The 17,675-nt window shown below is 57.6% G+C and carries 16 protein-coding genes; 6 read left to right on the forward strand and 10 right to left on the reverse strand.

Going from position 1 to position 17,675, the window contains the following annotated elements; genetic code table 11:
* Together NV64_RS17255 and NV64_RS17260 are read right to left on the reverse strand one after the other, a co-directional pair.
* The coding region (locus tag NV64_RS17255) for an MFS transporter (protein WP_233209026.1) at positions 1-596 on the reverse strand (596 nt) is incomplete at its 3' end.
* Between the two features lie 265 nt (positions 597-861).
* On the reverse strand, positions 862-1,863 hold the full coding sequence (locus NV64_RS17260; protein ID WP_056236353.1) for an Rpn family recombination-promoting nuclease/putative transposase: 1,002 nt from the start codon (positions 1,861-1,863) through the stop codon (positions 862-864).
* A 353-nt stretch (positions 1,864-2,216) separates the two neighbouring features.
* On the opposite strand from NV64_RS17260, the gene NV64_RS17265 reads away from it, so the two are divergent.
* Positions 2,217-3,608, forward strand: coding sequence for an amino acid permease (locus NV64_RS17265; protein WP_056235113.1), 1,392 nt, complete (start codon positions 2,217-2,219; stop codon positions 3,606-3,608).
* Positions 3,609-3,620: 12 nt separating this feature from the next.
* Positions 3,621-4,376 (forward strand): transporter substrate-binding domain-containing protein, encoded by a 756-nt coding sequence (locus NV64_RS17270; protein ID WP_101506415.1) that lies wholly within the window; start codon positions 3,621-3,623, stop codon positions 4,374-4,376.
* A gap of 139 nt (positions 4,377-4,515) precedes the next feature.
* On the opposite strand, the gene ssb1 is transcribed toward NV64_RS17270, so the two are convergent.
* A complete protein-coding gene (gene ssb1, locus NV64_RS17275) occupies positions 4,516-5,070 on the reverse strand; it encodes a single-stranded DNA-binding protein SSB1 (RefSeq protein ID WP_056235107.1) in 555 nt (184 codons plus the stop codon).
* Positions 5,071-5,351: 281 nt separating this feature from the next.
* Here ssb1 and uvrA point away from each other — a divergent pair, with 281 nt between their 5' ends.
* The 3 genes from uvrA (at position 5,352) to NV64_RS17290 (ending at position 10,778) form a co-directional block, all read left to right on the forward strand.
* Positions 5,352-8,180 (forward strand): excinuclease ABC subunit UvrA, encoded by a 2,829-nt coding sequence (uvrA, locus tag NV64_RS17280; protein ID WP_101506416.1) that lies wholly within the window; start codon positions 5,352-5,354, stop codon positions 8,178-8,180.
* A 404-nt stretch (positions 8,181-8,584) separates the two neighbouring features.
* A complete protein-coding gene (locus NV64_RS17285) occupies positions 8,585-9,637 on the forward strand; it encodes an NAD(P)-dependent alcohol dehydrogenase (RefSeq protein ID WP_056235101.1) in 1,053 nt (350 codons plus the stop codon).
* 142 nt (positions 9,638-9,779) lie between these two features.
* Positions 9,780-10,778, forward strand: coding sequence for an aldo/keto reductase (locus NV64_RS17290; protein WP_056235098.1), 999 nt, complete (start codon positions 9,780-9,782; stop codon positions 10,776-10,778).
* 73 nt (positions 10,779-10,851) lie between these two features.
* Here NV64_RS17290 and NV64_RS17295 read toward each other — a convergent pair whose 3' ends face one another.
* The 7 genes from NV64_RS17295 to NV64_RS17325 all read right to left on the reverse strand — a co-directional run bounded on the left by NV64_RS17295 (position 10,852) and on the right by NV64_RS17325 (position 16,480).
* Entirely contained in the window at positions 10,852-12,030 is a 1,179-nt protein-coding gene (locus NV64_RS17295; protein ID WP_056235094.1) for an acetyl-CoA C-acetyltransferase, read from the reverse strand.
* A 112-nt stretch (positions 12,031-12,142) separates the two neighbouring features.
* A complete protein-coding gene (locus NV64_RS17300) occupies positions 12,143-13,351 on the reverse strand; it encodes an MFS transporter (protein ID WP_056235090.1) in 1,209 nt (402 codons plus the stop codon).
* Positions 13,352-13,375: 24 nt separating this feature from the next.
* Positions 13,376-14,026, reverse strand: a complete 651-nt coding sequence (locus NV64_RS17305; protein WP_056236350.1) for an HAD family phosphatase — start codon at positions 14,024-14,026, stop codon at positions 13,376-13,378.
* A 2-nt stretch (positions 14,027-14,028) separates the two neighbouring features.
* The gene (locus NV64_RS17310) at positions 14,029-14,253 is read right to left on the reverse strand and encodes a tautomerase family protein (RefSeq protein ID WP_056235087.1); all 225 of its coding nucleotides are present in this window, start codon (positions 14,251-14,253) and stop codon (positions 14,029-14,031) included.
* 9 nt (positions 14,254-14,262) lie between these two features.
* A complete protein-coding gene (locus NV64_RS17315; protein ID WP_101506417.1) occupies positions 14,263-15,093 on the reverse strand; it encodes a hypothetical protein in 831 nt (276 codons plus the stop codon).
* Positions 15,086-15,856, reverse strand: a complete 771-nt coding sequence (locus tag NV64_RS17320; protein WP_056235081.1) for an AfsA-related hotdog domain-containing protein — start codon at positions 15,854-15,856, stop codon at positions 15,086-15,088. Before NV64_RS17320 ends, NV64_RS17315 begins: the two co-directional genes overlap by 8 nt.
* 15 nt (positions 15,857-15,871) lie before the next feature.
* Entirely contained in the window at positions 15,872-16,480 is a 609-nt protein-coding gene (locus NV64_RS17325; protein WP_056235078.1) for a hypothetical protein, read from the reverse strand.
* Positions 16,481-16,690: 210 nt separating this feature from the next.
* Between NV64_RS17325 and NV64_RS17330 the strand changes: the two genes are divergently transcribed.
* Complete coding sequence (locus NV64_RS17330) at positions 16,691-17,635, forward strand: LysR family transcriptional regulator (protein WP_101506418.1); 945 nt, start codon at positions 16,691-16,693, stop codon at positions 17,633-17,635.
* The last annotated feature ends 40 nt before the right edge of the window (positions 17,636-17,675 follow it).

Here is a 17,675-nt window from a genome sequence, read left to right on the forward strand (position 1 = left end):
AGGCCACCGACGATAAACGGAATGCGCCACGCCCAGTCGCGCATCTCGTCGGCGCTGAACAGCGTGGTGATCAGGGTAACGGTCAGCGCCGCCAGCATATAGCCGAAGGTCAGCCCGGCCTGCAGCATACCCAGCGCCAGACCACGGTGCCTGGCAGGCGTGTGCTCGGCAACAAACACCCAGGCATTCGGCACTTCGCCACCCAGCGCGGCGCCCTGAATAATGCGTGCCAGCAGCAGCAGCAGCGGCGCCCAGTAGCCGATCTGCGCATAGCCCGGTAGCAGCCCCATCGCCAGGCAGGGCAGCGCCATAAACAGCACGGTGAAGTTGAACATCCGCTTGCGGCCGTAGCGATCGGCATAGTGGGCAATCAGCAGGCCGCCGAGCGGGCGGGCCAGATAGCCCACCGAGAAGATAGTCATGCTCTGCAGCAGGCGCACCCACTCCGGCGTATCGGCGGGGAAGAAAACGTCGGCGATCACCGCAGACAGGAAAACAAAAATAATGAAGTCGAACACTTCAAGCGCCCCGCCTAACAGCGACAGGCCGATCATCTTGTAGTCGTGGCGGGTTAACTGATGGGTTGTTGTAGTCACGGAGACATCTCACTGCCATGCCGCAGACGCCGTCAAAGCCTGGCGGCTGCAGATCGGTTATACCGTAAATGCCGACCGGACCGGGCAAACCTCAGAGGCAGCGCGGCGCAGCTGGCATTCATGAAGGGCGCACGCCCTTATCACCGCCCGGCACACTCCGCCGGACGGTGCAGCAGTCTGCCACAAAATTGTCTTAAGGCGTCAGTTATCCGTACCCGGCGACCGGATCAGGAGTACAGCGTCGACGAGGCGAGCAGTCGGCGGCTTAACCCGCGTGCTGCTCAACGAGTCCGTCCAGCGCGTCTTGCGCCAGTCCGGTGGCTTGCAGGATAGTTCCCTCATCCAGTCCCATCTGTAACATTGTTCGGGCAATGCCTAACTGAGCCAGGTGCTGGCCTTCTTTAATTCCTTTCTCTATCCCTTTCTCTATCCCTTTCTCTATCCCTTTCTCTATCCCTTTCTCAATCCCTTCCTCTACCCCATTCGCTATGCCTTTCTGATAGCCAGTAAGTTCAAATTGCTCAGCAAGCGTCATCATTTCATCACCTCGTTGCGGCATCCGCCGCTTCAGTTCAGCTAATACGGCCTGTGCATCAGTCGACTTACCCATTTTAATCATATAGCTGATTAACAGCCTGAACTGCTCCCTGCTGAGCAGGCTGGACTGGATGACGGTGGTCAGCCGGTCAATAAGCGTCAGGAGGTCACGCTGCTGCGCATGTTTCAGTATCAGCGTCAGCGCAGCCATGCGGCGATGGTGCATGATTTCATCGTCCGGAATCACCGTCACATCCACCAGCGGAAAAGCGCAGTTGTAGAGCTGTTCTGCCACATCGGGGTGGCGAAACTCATCCAGCCACTTAGTCGAGTGAGGGTAGCCCTTACGCTTACCGGCATAAAACAGGATGGGGATCACCAGCGGTAAGTACTTATTACCGGCATCAAGATGGCGCTGCATCGCGGCAACCGCGTAACGCATTAACCGGAAAGCCATATGTTTATCCGGTGTGCTCTGGTGTTCGATCAGCACCTGAATGTAGCTATCTCCGGCGATGGTTTTAAGGCTGTAGAGCACATCGCTGAAACAGGATCGCAAATCCTCATCGACGAAGGAACCCTGTTCCAGCCGGAGAGTGCTGAGATCGCACATTTCCTGCAGCCGGGCAGGTAGATGCAGCGCAATAAAGTCCCGGGCAACATCGGGATCGGACAAATACTGTCGGAAGGTCGCATCGTGCGGCGTGGGCGTACTCTGACTCTGTTTCATCATCCCTGCTCCTGAAGATAAGAAGAACTCAACTTATCAGAATTATTTTCCATAAATTACCTAAAGGTGCTTGTTATTGCAGCAGCCGCGCTTGCACACCCTATTGCACCTTTATGGTTCACATCAGTCATTAAAGAGGCATCAACCGCTCGATTCGTGCATATAAATACGGAAAAAAGCACAGCATCAGAACCAAATCCCTGTGTAATGCATATCCTGTGAATTGACAGAAAAAAATAATTCTCTCTGTTTTTCATCGCCTTGAGTCAAAACGATTACTGAATAATTCTGCGCTGGCCTGGGAATTGCAAATTCTCCTGCAGACAATTATCGATACCTTTGGGGAAAGACGTATGGGCACCAGTCAGTCAGCAGGTCAGCTGCAAAGAGGTTTGAAAAATCGCCATATTCAGCTGATAGCGCTGGGAGGCGCCATCGGCACCGGGCTGTTTCTCGGTATTGCACAAACCATAAAAATGGCCGGCCCGTCGGTGCTGCTCGGTTACGCCATTGCCGGCACGATCGCCTTCTTTATTATGCGCCAGCTCGGCGAGATGGTGGTGCACGAGCCGGTCGCCGGATCCTTCAGTCATTTCGCCAGCCAGTACTGGGGCCGCTTTGCCGGTTTCGTGTCGGGCTGGAACTACTGGGTGCTGTATGTGCTGGTCAGCATGGCCGAGCTCACCGCGGTCGGGATTTACGTGCAGTACTGGTGGCCGGAAATCCCGACCTGGGTCTCTGCCGGGGTGTTCTTTATCGCCATCAACGTTATCAATATGACCAGCGTGAAAATCTACGGTGAGGTCGAGTTCTGGTTCTCAATCATTAAAGTCGCGGCGATTGTCGGTATGATCGGCTTCGGTGCCTGGCTGCTGGCCAGCGGTCACGGCGGCCCGGAGGCGAGCGTCGCCAACCTGTGGCAGTATGGCGGATTTTTCCCTAACGGCATCAAAGGGCTGGTGATGGCGATGGCGGTGATCATGTTCTCATTCGGTGGGCTTGAGCTGATCGGCATTACCGCCGCCGAGGCCGACAATCCACAGCACAGCATTCCGAAAGCCACCAATCAGGTGATCTATCGCATCCTGCTGTTCTATGTCGGCGCGCTGGCGGTGCTGCTGTCGCTCTATCCGTGGCAGAAAGTGATCGAAGGCGGCAGCCCGTTCGTACTGATTTTCCACGCCCTCGACAGCAATCTGGTGGCCACGCTGCTTAACGCAGTGGTACTTTCGGCTGCCCTGTCCGTGTATAACAGCTGCGTGTTCAGCAACAGCCGTATGCTGTTTGGCCTGGCGAAACAGGGTAACGCCCCGGCCTCCCTGTTAAAAATTAACCGTCGCGGCATTCCTTTTAACGCACTCAGCGTCTCGGCGCTGGTTACCGCGCTCTGCGTGCTGCTCAACTATCTGATGCCGGGCAAGGCCTTTGGACTGCTGATGTCGCTGGTGGTCTCTGCGCTGGTGATCAACTGGGCGATGATTAGCATCACCCACCTGAAATTCCGCCGCGCCATGCACGCCGCCAGACAAAAAACTCATTTCGCCAGCCTGGGTTATCCACTGACCAATATCCTGTGCCTGCTGTTCCTGGCCGCTATTCTGGTGATTATGCTGATGACCCCGGGCATTGAGATTTCAGTCTGGCTGATCCCCGTCTGGCTGCTGGTGCTGACCGTGAGCTATCAGTTAAGAAAAAAGAAAAACACCGAACCAACAGGCAAAATTGTTGAAACCAGCCACCTCTGAGACAGGAACAAAATGAAAAAACTATTACCTTTGCTGTTACTGGCAGCCGCCGGGAGCGCCAGCGCAGAATCACATCTGCAAACCGTGGTTAAACAGGGCACGTTAAACGTCTGCACCACCGGTGATTACAAGCCTTACACCTTTCTCAAACCCGACGGTAGTTATGAAGGAATTGATACGTCGATGGCAGAATCGCTGGCGAAAAGCCTCGGTGTAAAGGTTAACTTCGTGAAGTCGACGTGGAAAACCCTGACACCGGATCTGGTGGCGGGCAAGTGCGATATCGCGATGGGCGGGATTTCGGTCACGCTGGCGCGTCAGAAGCAGGCTTTCTTCGCGGAAAAGATCGACGTGGACGGTAAGATCCCGCTGGTACGCTGCGAGGATGTGAAAAAATATCAGACGATTGCGCAGATCAACCAGCCTTCAGTGCGTCTGATCGAGCCTGCGGGCGGCACCAACGAGGCGTTCGCACACGCCTTTTTACCGAAAAGTACGCTGATCCTGTCGCACGATAACGCCGGTATCTTCCAGCAGCTGGTCGATAAAAAGGCCGATGTGATGATCACCGAGGCGTCTGAAGCGCTGTATCAGAAGAAGTCGCACCCTGCACTTTGCGCGGTGAATCCGGATAAACCGATGCAGTATGGCGAGAAGTCTTACATGCTGCCGACCGACGATATCAGCTGGAAGCTTTACGTCGACCAGTGGTTGCATCTGGCCCGCGCCACCGGCGAATACCAGAAGATCGTCGCCGACTGGATGTAAGTGCTACCGCAGTCGGTGGCATGTGAGAGGCCGGGGAGCCCGCCACGGCCAGTCGTCATCCACTAAAAAGGGGCCATCAGGCCCCTTTCGATTGTTGTACCTGAAGCGGCACAACAGTCAGTCTGAACGACATTCAGCCTCAGAACGGAATATCGTCATCAAAGTCCATCGGCGGTTCATTGTTCGCCGGTGCGCTGTTCTGCTGTGGCTGCTGCTGCGGGCGAGACTGCTGCGCGCCGCCGCTGAACTGGTTGCCGCCCTGTGGCTGCTGTGGCTGGCCCCAGCCGTTGTTATTGTTGTTGCTGCCGCCCTGGCCGCCGCCTGCCGGTGCGCCGCCGCCCTGGCCACGGCCACCCAGCATCTGCATGGTGCCGCCGACGTTCACCACCACTTCGGTGGTGTATTTTTCCACGCCGGCCTGGTCGGTCCATTTGCGGGTCTGCAGGGCGCCTTCGATATAGACCTGAGAGCCTTTACGCAGGTACTCACCGGCCACTTCGGCCAGTTTGCCGAACAGCACCACGCGGTGCCACTCGGTCTTCTCTTTGGTTTCGCCGGTTTGCTTGTCACGCCAGCTTTCAGAGGTGGCCAGAGTGATGTTGGCAACGGCACCGCCGTTCGGCATGTAGCGGACTTCCGGATCCTGACCCAGATTCCCGACTAAAATTACTTTGTTTACGCCTCTGCTGGCCATGTTGCTCTCTCCGGTTAATGATCTGCTTTAAGTCTAGGCGCAAAATTCTAGCATGACACCCCCGCAGATCCTACTTTCGGATCGCGATCCGCGGGTAACGGCCTGACGTGCAGCGTTACATGCCGCCGTGGAAGCAGGTTCACACGGAACGCTGCTTTCCTGCGCACAGGCCGACAAAGCACTGTATATCCATTCAGGTTTTTTTGTGCCATAATTACTCGTTTCGTTTCTGGCCATGCCGGGCAGGCATGGTGAGGTTTGTGCTAATCCGGGAAGTGTGAATGGATAAGATCGAAGTACGGGGTGCCCGCACCCACAATTTGAAAAACATTAACCTGACCATTCCGCGTGACAAGCTGATCGTGGTCACCGGCCTGTCGGGTTCCGGCAAATCGTCGCTGGCGTTTGACACGCTGTATGCCGAAGGGCAGCGCCGCTACGTTGAGTCGCTCTCCGCCTACGCCCGTCAGTTCCTGTCGCTGATGGAAAAACCGGACGTCGACCATATCGAGGGGCTGTCTCCGGCGATCTCCATCGAGCAGAAATCCACCTCGCATAACCCGCGATCCACCGTCGGCACCATCACCGAGATCCACGATTACCTGCGCCTGCTGTTTGCCCGCGTGGGCGAACCGCGCTGCCCGGATCACGATGTGACGCTGGCGGCGCAAACCGTCAGCCAGATGGTGGATAACGTGCTGGCACAGCCGGAAGGCCGCCGCCTGATGCTGCTGGCGCCGATTATTAAAGAGCGTAAGGGTGAGCACACCAAAACGCTGGAAAACCTCGCCAGCCAGGGCTATATCCGCGCGCGTATCGACGGTGAAGTGTGCGATCTCTCGGATCCACCGAAGCTGGAGCTGCAGAAGAAACACACCATAGAGGTGGTCATCGATCGCTTTAAGGTGCGAGAGGATCTGGCGCAGCGGCTGGCCGAGTCGTTTGAAACCGCGCTGGAGCTCTCCGGCGGCACCGCCGTGGTGGCGGATATGGACGATCCTAAGGCCGAGGAGCTGCTGTTCTCCGCCAACTTCGCCTGTCCGGTGTGCGGCTACAGCATGAGCGAGCTGGAGCCGCGCCTGTTCTCCTTCAACAATCCGGCCGGTGCCTGCCCAACCTGCGACGGGCTGGGCGTGCAGCAGTACTTTGACCCGGACCGCGTGGTGCAGAACCCCGAGCTGTCGCTGGCCGGCGGGGCGATCCGCGGCTGGGACCGCCGCAACTTCTACTACTTCCAGATGCTGCGTTCGCTGGCCGAGCACCTGGATTTTGATATCGAAGCGCCGTTCAACACGCTGGATGCTTACAGCCGCAAGGTGATCCTCAACGGCTCCGGCAAAGAGAATATCGAGTTTAAGTACGTCAACGATCGCGGTGATACCTCGGTGCGTCGCCATCCGTTTGAGGGCGTGCTGCACAACATGGAGCGCCGTTATAAAGAGACGGAGTCCAGCGCCGTGCGTGAGGATCTGGCGAAGTTTATCAGCAACCGCGCCTGCGCCAGCTGTGACGGTACCCGTCTGCGTCGCGAAGCGCGCCACGTATTTGTGGAAGACACCACGCTGCCGACCATCTCGGATATGAGCATCGGCCATGCGATGGAGTTCTTCCAGAACCTGAAGCTCAGCGGCCAGCGCGCCCAAATCGCTGAGAAAGTGCTGAAAGAGATTGGCGATCGCCTGAAGTTCCTGGTCAACGTCGGGCTGAACTACCTGTCGATGTCGCGCTCCGCGGAGACCCTCTCCGGCGGCGAAGCGCAGCGTATTCGCCTGGCCAGCCAGATCGGGGCCGGGCTGGTCGGCGTGATGTACGTGCTGGATGAGCCGTCGATCGGTCTGCATCAGCGCGATAACGAACGGCTGCTGGAGACGCTGGTCCACCTGCGTAACCTCGGCAACACGGTGATCGTGGTTGAACACGATGAGGATGCGATCCGCGCCGCCGACCACGTGATCGATATCGGCCCCGGTGCCGGCGTGCACGGCGGGCAGATCGTCGCCGAAGGCACGGTGGACGACATAATGGCGGTGGACGCCTCGCTGACCGGCCAGTACCTGAGCGGCAAGCGCGGCATCCGCATCCCGGAAGAACGGGTTAAAGGCGATCCGTCGAAGGTGCTGCAGATCACCGGCGCGCGCGGTAACAACCTGAAAGATGTGACCTTAACGCTGCCGGTCGGGCTGTTTACCTGCGTTACCGGGGTTTCCGGTTCGGGCAAATCGACGCTGATTAACGATACGCTGTTCCCGATCGCCCAGCGTCAGCTGAACGGTGCGACCATCGCCGAACCGGCCCCCTACCGCGACGTCAGCGGCATGGAGCATTTCGACAAGGTGATCGACATCGATCAGAGCCCGATTGGCCGCACGCCGCGCTCTAACCCGGCCACTTACACCGGCATCTTTACCCCGGTGCGGGAGCTGTTTGCCGGGGTACCGGAGTCGCGCACCCGTGGCTACACGCCGGGCCGCTTCAGCTTTAACGTGCGCGGCGGGCGTTGCGAAGCCTGTCAGGGCGACGGGGTGATTAAGGTAGAGATGCACTTCCTGCCGGATATCTACGTGCCGTGCGACCAGTGTAAAGGCAAGCGCTATAACCGCGAGACGCTGGAAGTGAAGTACAAGGGCAAGAGCATCCACGAAGTGCTGGAGATGACCATCGAAGAAGCGCGCGAGTTCTTCGATGCCGTACCGGCGCTGGCGCGTAAGCTGCAGACGCTGATCGACGTTGGCCTCTCCTACATCCGCCTTGGCCAGTCGGCCACCACCCTGTCCGGCGGTGAGGCGCAGCGCGTTAAGCTGGCGCGCGAGCTGTCGAAGCGCGGTACCGGCCAGACGCTCTATATCCTCGATGAGCCGACCACCGGCCTGCACTTCGCCGATATCCAGCAGCTGCTGGAAGTGCTGCACCAGCTGCGCGACCAGGGCAACACCATCGTGGTGATTGAGCACAACCTTGACGTGATCAAAACCGCCGACTGGATCGTTGACCTGGGGCCGGAAGGCGGCAGCGGCGGCGGGGAGATCCTCGTGTCCGGCACGCCGGAAACCGTGGCAGAGTGCGAGCGTTCGCACACCGCGCGCTTCCTGAAGCCGCTGCTGGCGAAGTAACTCTCTGGCCGGACCGGTTTGCTGACCGGCTGGCCACGGCGGGGCAGATTATTCTGCCCCGCTCACTTCTTATGCGTTCTCGGCCGTCGATTCTGCCCATTTTTCCGCGGGTTCGTCAGGGTTCAGCGACACGCCGGCCCCTTCTTTACCACGCTAACCGGCTTTACCAATGGCCCGCTTGCGCCGCTATCCGCTGGCTTGTTCCTCCTGCGTATTCGCCCACTGGCCGCAGACGAAAATTGCCGGGTTCAGCAGGATCAGGCAAGATTTAGCGACATACTGACATATCCCGGTCACTCTCCGCTGGCTATGCTTACTCCTCAGCTTTAACGGAACGGGTAACGCTTGCCTGCCCGCCTTCCTTCCCTGGCCTCAGCGCCATCTGTGATTAACCGGAGACACCGATGAATATTACGCACGCTTATGCCGCCCAGGACGCGACCTCTCCACTGGCGCCTTTCCAGTATCAGCCGCGTGAACTGCGCGAACATGATGTGCAGATTGACGTGCTGTATTGCGGCGTCTGCCACTCGGACCTGCATCAGGCGCGCAACGAGTGGCGCAACACCGTGTTCCCGGTGGTGCCGGGCCATGAGATCGTCGGCCGCGTCAGCGCGGTGGGCGCGCACGGCCATAAATATCAGGTCGGCGACCTGGTGGGCGTTGGCTGTATGGTCGACTCCTGTCGCACCTGCGACAGCTGTCAGGAAGATCTTGAGCAGTACTGCGAAGAGGGCTTTGTCGGCACCTATAACGGCCAGGATCGCCACAGCGGCGACATCACCTACGGCGGCTATGCCACTTCCGTTGTCGTTCACGAAGATTTCGTGCTGCGCGTGCCGGAGAACCTCGACCCGGCGGCCGCTGCACCGCTGCTGTGCGCCGGCATCACCACCTTCTCACCGCTTAACCACTGGAACGTGGGTCCCGGCAAAAAAGTGGGCATCGTCGGCCTCGGCGGACTCGGCCATATGGGCGTGAAGATTGCCCATGCGATGGGCGCGCACGTGGTGCTGTTTACCACTTCGCCGTCAAAGATTGAGGACGGTAAACGTCTCGGTGCCGATGAAGTGGTGATTTCGAAAGATGCCGACCAGATGGCGCAGCATGCCAACAGCTTCGACTTTATTCTCAATACGGTGGCGGCCCAGCACGATCTCAACCCGTTTATCTCGCTGCTGCGCCGCGACGGCACCCTGACGCTGGTCGGCGCGCCGGAGCACGACCACCCGTCACCGCAGGTGTTTAACCTGATTATGAAACGCCGCAGCGTGGCCGGTTCACTGATCGGCGGCATCAAAGAGACCCAGGAGATGCTGGATTTCTGCGGCAAACACAACATCACCTCAGATATTGAGCTGATTGATATCAAAGAAATTAACAACGCCTACGAGCGCATCCTGAAAAGCGATGTGAAATACCGCTTTGTGATCGATATCGATTCACTGCGCGGATAAGCCTTAAGGGTGGGCGTTAGCCCACCCTCACTCTGTCCCCCCCCTTCCTTCCCTGAATTGATACTAAAAAAGTATCGCCATAATTGAAATTCAGCGCGGGATCCCGTTGTGAAACAATCACCTTCCACAATCAGGAGGGATTATGCAAACCAGACACTTATCTCAGGATCTTCACGTTGGCGCGATCGGCTTTGGCGCAATGGGGCTGAGCGAGTTTTACGGCGAGACTGACGATCGGCAGTCGCTGGCGCTGCTGAATCAGCTGGCGGAACAGGGCGTAAATTTTATCGACAGTGCCAATCTGTACGGGCGTGGTCATAATGAGCGACTGATCGGCCACTTTCTGGCGAAGCTGGATAATTCTGTCCGTCAGCAGTTTAAAATCGCCACCAAGTGCGGCATCGATCGCGACCCGAATGCGGCCTATGCCCGCAGAATCAATAACCGCCCGGACTACATCGTCCAGTGCTGCAACGAATCGCTGCAGCGGCTGGGTATGGAGCGCATCGATCTGTTTTATCTGCACCGCGTCGATAGCGCTGCCTGCATTGAAGAGAGCATGCACACGCTGGGCGAACTGGTGAAGGCGGGGAAAATTGGCCATATCGGCCTGTGTGAAGTGTCGGCCGCCACCCTGCAGAAAGCCCACGCCGTGTTTCCGGTCACCGCGCTGCAAACCGAATACTCGCTGTGGACGCGGGATATTGAAGAGAGCATTCTGCCAGTGGTGAAAGCGCTGGATATCGGGCTGGTGCCTTATTCCCCTCTGGGGCGCGGTTTTCTGACCGGCAAATATCTTAACCACGCCGATTTTGGTGACGGTGATTTCCGCAAGCACAATGCCCGTTTCCAGCAGGAAAGCATCGAGCACAACCGCCAGTTACTGGATGCGATTACCCCGCTGACCGCAAAATACCGCTGCACCTCCGGGCAGATCGCACTGGCGTGGCTGCTGGCACAGTATGAAAAAACGGTGCCGATTCCGGGCACCAAAAATCCGCGTTATCTGGCGGAAAACGCCGCGGCCGCCGATCTGGTGCTGGATGCAGAAGATGTGCTGACGCTGAATCAGATCCACCAGCGCATGTCGATCAAAGGTAACCGCTACAGCGAGGAAGGGATGAAAGGGGTTAATGCGTAACGCCTGTTTTCTGTGAGTCACAGAGGCCGCAACGTTCTGCGCTGCGGCCTGCGGGTTTAACCGGTCTTCCTCTTTAACGACGCACCAGGCTCAGCGCCACCCCTTCACCGCCGCCGATGCACAGCGCGGCCATGCCACGCTGACGGTTTTCGCGGATCATGGTATGAATCAGCGTCACCAGAATACGACAGCCGGAGGCACCAATGGCATGCCCCAGCGCAATGGCGCCGCCATGCGGGTTGATGCGTTCGGCCGGCACACCGCAGCCGTGCACCACCGCCAGCGCCTGGGCAGCAAATGCTTCATTCGACTCCAGAATATCAACCTGCTCCGGCGACCAGTTCATACGCTTCAGGTTCATCTCAATGGCTTCGAGCGGCGCGGCCCCCATCATTGCAGGTTCAATCCCGCTGTTAGTGAAAGCCCCCACCGAGGCAAGGATCTCCAGCCCCCGTTGTTCGGCCGTTTCGCGGCGGCACATCAGTACGGCGGCTGCGCCGTCATTCAGTGACGAGGCGTTGCCGGCGGTGACGGTCCCCTCCTGCTTAAACAGGGGTTTCAGCGCCGAGAGTTTCTCAATACTGCTATGGCGCGGGCATTCGTCCTGGCTGACGATTTTGCTTTCACCTTTAGTGGTGAGCCCGCTGACCGGCACGATCTCTTCCGAGAAGAAGCCATCGCCCTGCGCTTTCAGCGCCCGGCGATGGGAGAGCAGCGCGTACTCGTCCTGCATACTGCGCGTAATGTTGTAGCGCTGCGCGATATTTTCCGCCGTCACGCCCATATGATAGTGGTTGAAGGCATCGGTCAGGCCGTCAGCAATCACGCTGTCCTGCAGCATCCCCTCGCCAAGACGGATGCCCTGTCTGGAGTTCTGCAGAAGGTGTGGCGCACCGGACATGCTCTCCTGCCCACCGGCAATCACAAACTCCGCTTCCCCCAGCGCCAGAGCCTGCATGGCCAGATGAACGGCTTTCAGCCCGGAGCCGCAGACTTTGTTGATGGTCAGCGCATTAACGGCAACGGCCAGACCGGCACGTAATGCTGCCTGTCTGGCCGGATTCTGACCGCACCCGGCGGTCAGCACCTGCCCCATTACCACCTGGTCGATCGCTTCTGCCGCCACCCCGCTCTCTTTGAGCAGCGCTTTGATCACAATACTGCCCAGGCTGGCGGCCGAGTGCCCGGACAGTCCGCCAAGGAAGGCACCGGTGGCCGTCCTTTTGGCTGCAATAATAACGATATCATTCATGGTGTAACTCTCCGGGAGGTAGAAACGAAAACAGCCGCAGAGGCGGCGGCGCGAAAAACAGTGAATGGGTTAACGCAGGCCGGCAGGCCTGCGTACACCAATAGCGGAATTATCATGCAACGCTCTCCTTCAGGGCGGCCGCCGGTTGGTTACCCGGGATAAACGCCACCAGCAGGAAGGAGATCGCAATGGCGAGGCCGGCGACGATAAACAGTGTCGGCAGCGACAATGCGGCAACCATCCAGGCACCGACGGAAGCACCGATACCGATGGCAGCATTAAAGAAGGAGACATAGATGGCCGAAGCCGGAAACGCCTGCTCCCCCGCGGTGCGCAGTACCCAGGTCTGGAAACCGACAAAGATGCCTGATACCGCGACGCCCCAGACAGCCATAGCCGCCAGCAGCAGCGGACGGGAAAGCGCCTGGCCCTGGGTGCCCAGCAGCACCAGCACCGCACCGATCAGCAGTACCGACAGCGCAACGGTGGTTTTGAGATGGCGATCGATGATGGCACCGGTCAGGAAGTTCCCTGCCAGCCCGGCCACGCCATAAACAAATAACACCAGCGGAATAAACGCCGCTGAGAGGGCGGGCTGGGTCTGCAGCCAGGGTTCAATAAAGGTGAAAGCCGCAAAGTGCGCGGTGATGGCCAGCAGCGTGGCCGAATAGATTTTCCACAGCGTGGACGATCGCAGCACGCTTTTCAACGCAGCCACCCCAATCGCACTGCGGGCGGTGACGTTAGGCAGCGCCCAGATCATCCCCACCAGCGCGACCACGCTCAGGGCAGACATCAGCCAGAACGCCTGTCGCCAGCCAAGGTTCAGGCCAATGTAGTTAGCCAGCGGCACGCCAAACACGCTGGCGGCAGAAACGCCGCCGAAGACGATCGAGGTCGCGGTTCCCAGATACCGGGCCGGTACCATTGCCACGGCCGTGGCGCCGATCATCGCCCAGAACGCCCCGTGCGCCAGCGCCCCCACCACCCGTGCGGCCAGCAGCGCGCTGAACGTATCCACCGTAGCCGACCAGACGTTGGAGATAAACAGCACCAGCGTCAGCGCCAGCAGCAGCATTTTTTTCGGCAGATTGCCCAGAAAGACCGAGGCAAACAGCGCACTCAGGGCACCGACCCAGGCATAGAGCGACACGGTCAGGCCAATTTCCGCTTCCGATGCCTGCAGGCCGCAGGCGATAGGCGTCAGCAGGCCCACCGGTGCCAGCTCGGTGGTGACAATGGTGAAGGTGGAGAGCGCCAGAATAAACAATGCCACCCAGATACGTAGCGTCATGGCCGACTCTTTAATAACAGCAGACATAATAACAACCTTTGTTTTCAGACTTTAAATGGTGCGCCAGCCCCTGAGCTGCGCATAATTCAGCAGCGCGGGATTTTCACCCACGCAAACCGGGTGACCGGTGGCTTCCAGCATCGGCACATCCGAGATGTCATCGCCGTAGGCATAGCAGTGCGCCGGCTGCAGACCCTGCCGCTGACAGAACGCCAGCAGCGCCTCTTTTTTGCCGTTGCCGATGGTCTGGGGGGTGCCAATTCCCCCGGTCAGGTACCCCCGTTCATTAATAATCAGCGGCGCGCAGAGCAGGTGTTCCACCGCTAAGCAGTCGGCGATCGGCTGCAGGATCGGTTGCATGGAACCCGATACAAACACCACCGTATCGCCCCGCTGCTGGTGCTGACGCAGCGCGCTGAGCCCGCTTTCAATAAAATGGCTCTCGTTCAGGCAGGTCAGGAACCAGCGCTGACCGAAGGTCACCAGCTCAGCGAGCGAAACGTTGATAAACTGCTGGTAATACTCCTGATTCAGCAGTTCCCGCCGCTTGCCCTCTTGCACATCCTGCTTAAAGCGGCGGGTGTATTCCTCGCGCTGTGGATTCAGCCCCTTCTCGTTGCACCAGTAGTCGTAGAAATGGAACATGCTTTTCAGGTTGATCAGGGTTTCATCGACATCAAAAAACGCCGCGACTGTGTTCACGCTCACTCCCCGTAACCCTTTCTGCGGCTTTTGACCGGGAATTCCGGGTCACTGCCCAGCACGCCGGCGTCGCACCAACGCGAGGGTTCCACCTCGCTTATCACCACCGAGATTTTGTCCAGCGGCGCACCGCTGGTGGTGTGCACCGCCAGCGTTACCGCCTCCACCATCGCTTTCACCTGGCTCTCATCACTCATTTTCCAGGTTGTGATTTGTACAAAGGGCATCGTTTTTCCTTAATCCTGCGTAGTGAACTCATCAAATGAGCGGGTTTTCAGTTTGAGCTGGGCGTGAATATCGCCGCCCAGGCCATAAAGTCCGATTGCGCCGCCATAGCTCTGGCGGGCGCTCATATACAGCACCACCACGTTGATAACGCGATTGCTCTCCTCACTGGCGGTGGGGAAAGGGTTGGGTAATTCAGCCCAGAAGCGGGCGCTGCCGCTGGCATCGGTGATAAAGACGTTAGGGATCCCCAGCGGCCCCGGCCGGGTCGGGTTCTCCGGGTGCAGGTCGCGCTCACGCAGGCTCATCACCGTATACAGGCTGTCCGGCACCAGATGGCTGAAGGTGAAGTCAAAGCGGGCGCTTTTCCGATCGGCCGCCACGCTGACCTGCAGCTCACCCTGCGCCTGTAACCAGTTGCCGAGGGTGATCGGCGCGGTGTGGCGCAGCCCGTCGCCGACGCGGTAATCCGCAATCCACCCCTGGTGCAACGGCAGGCTGTCGCGGCGATCGGCATGCGCATCCGGCCGCTGCTCCGGTGCAAACAGCATCGGATAGTTGTTCAGCGGGATCGGCAGCGGCAGCGTATACAGCACCGTGTCCTGCAACGCGGCGGGTGCTATGCCGTCCAGATGACGCACGATCTGATAGGGTGCAACCTGGCCGAATGCCGGCAGCGGGCTGTGTGCAGAGACCACCGCCGCCCCCCAGGACACTCCCTGCTCACCGGCGATCATCCCGACCACCACAAAGTTACCTTCGCTGTCCATCACCTCCGCAGGGGGGTACAGCGGCCCCTGCGTGGTGGCCGCCAGCTGATAGTGGCGGCGCTGTTCAGACACGGGTGGCCTCCTGCAGCGGGCTGTGTACGGCAGCAAGTGCGCTGAATGCGGCCTGGATCGCCAGCTCATGCTCTTTGTTGCTGATCACCTCGGACGGATAGACGGTAAACGACACCTCCATGGTGGCGCACAGGGTCTGCTGCTGCGTGACCCGGATTTGTGCTTTAAACCGCGCGCGGCGTTGGCGAACATCCTGGTCGACAATGTCGTAGTGGATCTGCGCCGGCAGCGGGAACAGGAAATTGCTGAAGTCGACCGCCATGCCGTTAATCACGTAGTACTTGTTGCTGTCACCGTTAAAGAAAAATTCTTCGGTCACGGCAATAAAGGTCTGTCGGCAGGCTTCCACCAGCAGCATGCCCTGGATGTGCTGCCCGGTCTGATGGTCTGCCATCAGCTCACAGCGCTCATCAATCAGCAGCGGCAGGGTATAGAGGGTATCGCCGACCTTCTCCGCGCTGCCAATCAGCACGTTATGTTTTAATTTTTTATGCGTGTGTGCGTTCTTACTGGTCGAGGCCAGTTTGTCTAATGACGCAAGATCTAACTTATTATTATGAATCTGATTACGCTTATGATTATTCAGCACTTTTCTGGCGTAATCGTCCCGGACACCCTGGCCTACGATAAATTCATGTTCATTATCGATAATTTTCGCCGGGATCTGAGTCAGTAATTCCAGCTGAGAAATAGTCAGTACATCTTTCTCATTACTGAATTCGCTAAATTTATCACCGACAATAAAAACTTTTTTATTGGACATATTCTTCTACTCTCATCAGGATAAAGCACGATAAATACGGGTATACAGACCTTCATTGCCGCCGGTGATGTAGTTATCACCGGCCTGCTGAATGATGTGCTGGTAGCGCGCGTTGGTGAATGCTTCTTTATAGGCCGCTTTATCACCGTTAAAGGCGGAGATAAACATCACGCCCGGTTGCCCGCTAATCAGCGAGTGGAACGCCTCAAAGCTGGTGATCTTATCCTGATGGTCGCGCACCACATTAAAAATGGTCTGGTCGCGCCACTGGCGGTACTGTGCGTAGTTTTCTGCCGGAACTTCAACGTGACGCAGCTGGATATATTGCGTCTGCGGCAGCGGCAGATCCGTCTCAATCGGTGCTTCTACATATTTCAGCAGCTCGCGACGAATATCACCGGACAGGTGGGCCGCCAGGTGATGAAACTCGGCTTCGAGTTCTCCCTCAACCCAGGCAATCTCTTTAATATCGTTAAAAGCGCGCAGCTCCAGTAGCTCATGAATATTGTCTTCTTCACAGATGAAAAGTTTTTTTTCAGCTGAAGATTTAAGCGTCCTGAGCTCGGAAACATTAGCGTTGCTTTTTAATGGGAAACGTGAAACCAGAATATATTTCGCTGACATGATTGTTGTTCTCTTAATTAGTGGTCTTCGGGAATGAATTTATCACCCCGATATTATTTGAGAATTGTTAATTTTGTAATACCTTTAAGGTATCACCGAACAGGGTATTACCAGCCTTGCGGCTGAATGTACAAAGCAGGTGGTGATAGGATAAAGTAGGATTGATCAGGAAAAGGCTGACAGATTCACCCCCCCAGCCACGGAGATGTTGTGGATAACCTCAATCGTAAATTGCCCAGTATTAAACAGTTGCAGTGCTTCCTGGTGGTTGCCCAGGAGCTGAACTTCAGGAAAGCGGCAGACCGCCTGCGTATGACGCAGCCGCCGTTAACCCGGCAAATAAAATCGCTGGAAGAGACGCTGGGCTACGATCTTTTTATCCGTAATACCCATGATGTCCGGCTGACGGAAAGTGGCGTGCAGCTGACTGGCCGGGCGGCAAAGCTGCTGGACGATCTGGGTAGTTTTATTGGCGATTCGCATCACGAGAAGGATCAGCTGCGTATTGGTCTGACCCGCACCCTCAATTTCAATAATATTCCGCAGGTCAGTGAGAAAATAAAACAGCTGATCAGCGAAGAGGAAATTGAAATACAGAACCAGACGTCTGCCCAGCTGCTGCAGTCGTTGTCTAAGGGCCAGATGGATATGGTGATAACCGGTGAGCGCAGCCTGCCCGGCGAAGAGGAGTTCAGCTTTTACTGGATTTACCAGGAACCACTGCTGGTGGCAATGCCCTCTGCCCACCCGGCCAGTCTGCAGGAGGAGGTTTCACTCGCGGATGTGGCAGACCTGCCGCTGTTCTGGTTTGCCCGCAATGCCAATCCGGCGTTCTACGATAAGTGCGAGCGTTACCTGCGCCAGCTGCCGTTTGTACTGAAACGGATTAAGGAACCGGATGACTCGCTGGTATTACTGGCAGGGGTGGCAAGAAGCAAAGGTTTTGCCCTGCTACCCCAATCGATGTGTACGTTTAATCAACAGGGGCTGTGTTACCGCAGGCTGAACACCACCGAGTCACAGTTGCTGAATATTGATGTCTATATCGCTATCCGCAAGCGGGAAAACCGGGAACGGGTGATTCATGGCATTGGAAATCTGACGGCAGAAGAGTGGGAAGAGCCGCAAGGCAGGCAGGCGCGTCGATCGTACTGAAATAACGGACGGGAATATCGCGGCGAGCAACCGGCGGGGT

Origin of the sequence: Erwinia sp. B116, assembly GCF_002865965.1 — a bacterium.
Classification (GTDB): domain Bacteria; phylum Pseudomonadota; class Gammaproteobacteria; order Enterobacterales; family Enterobacteriaceae; genus Erwinia.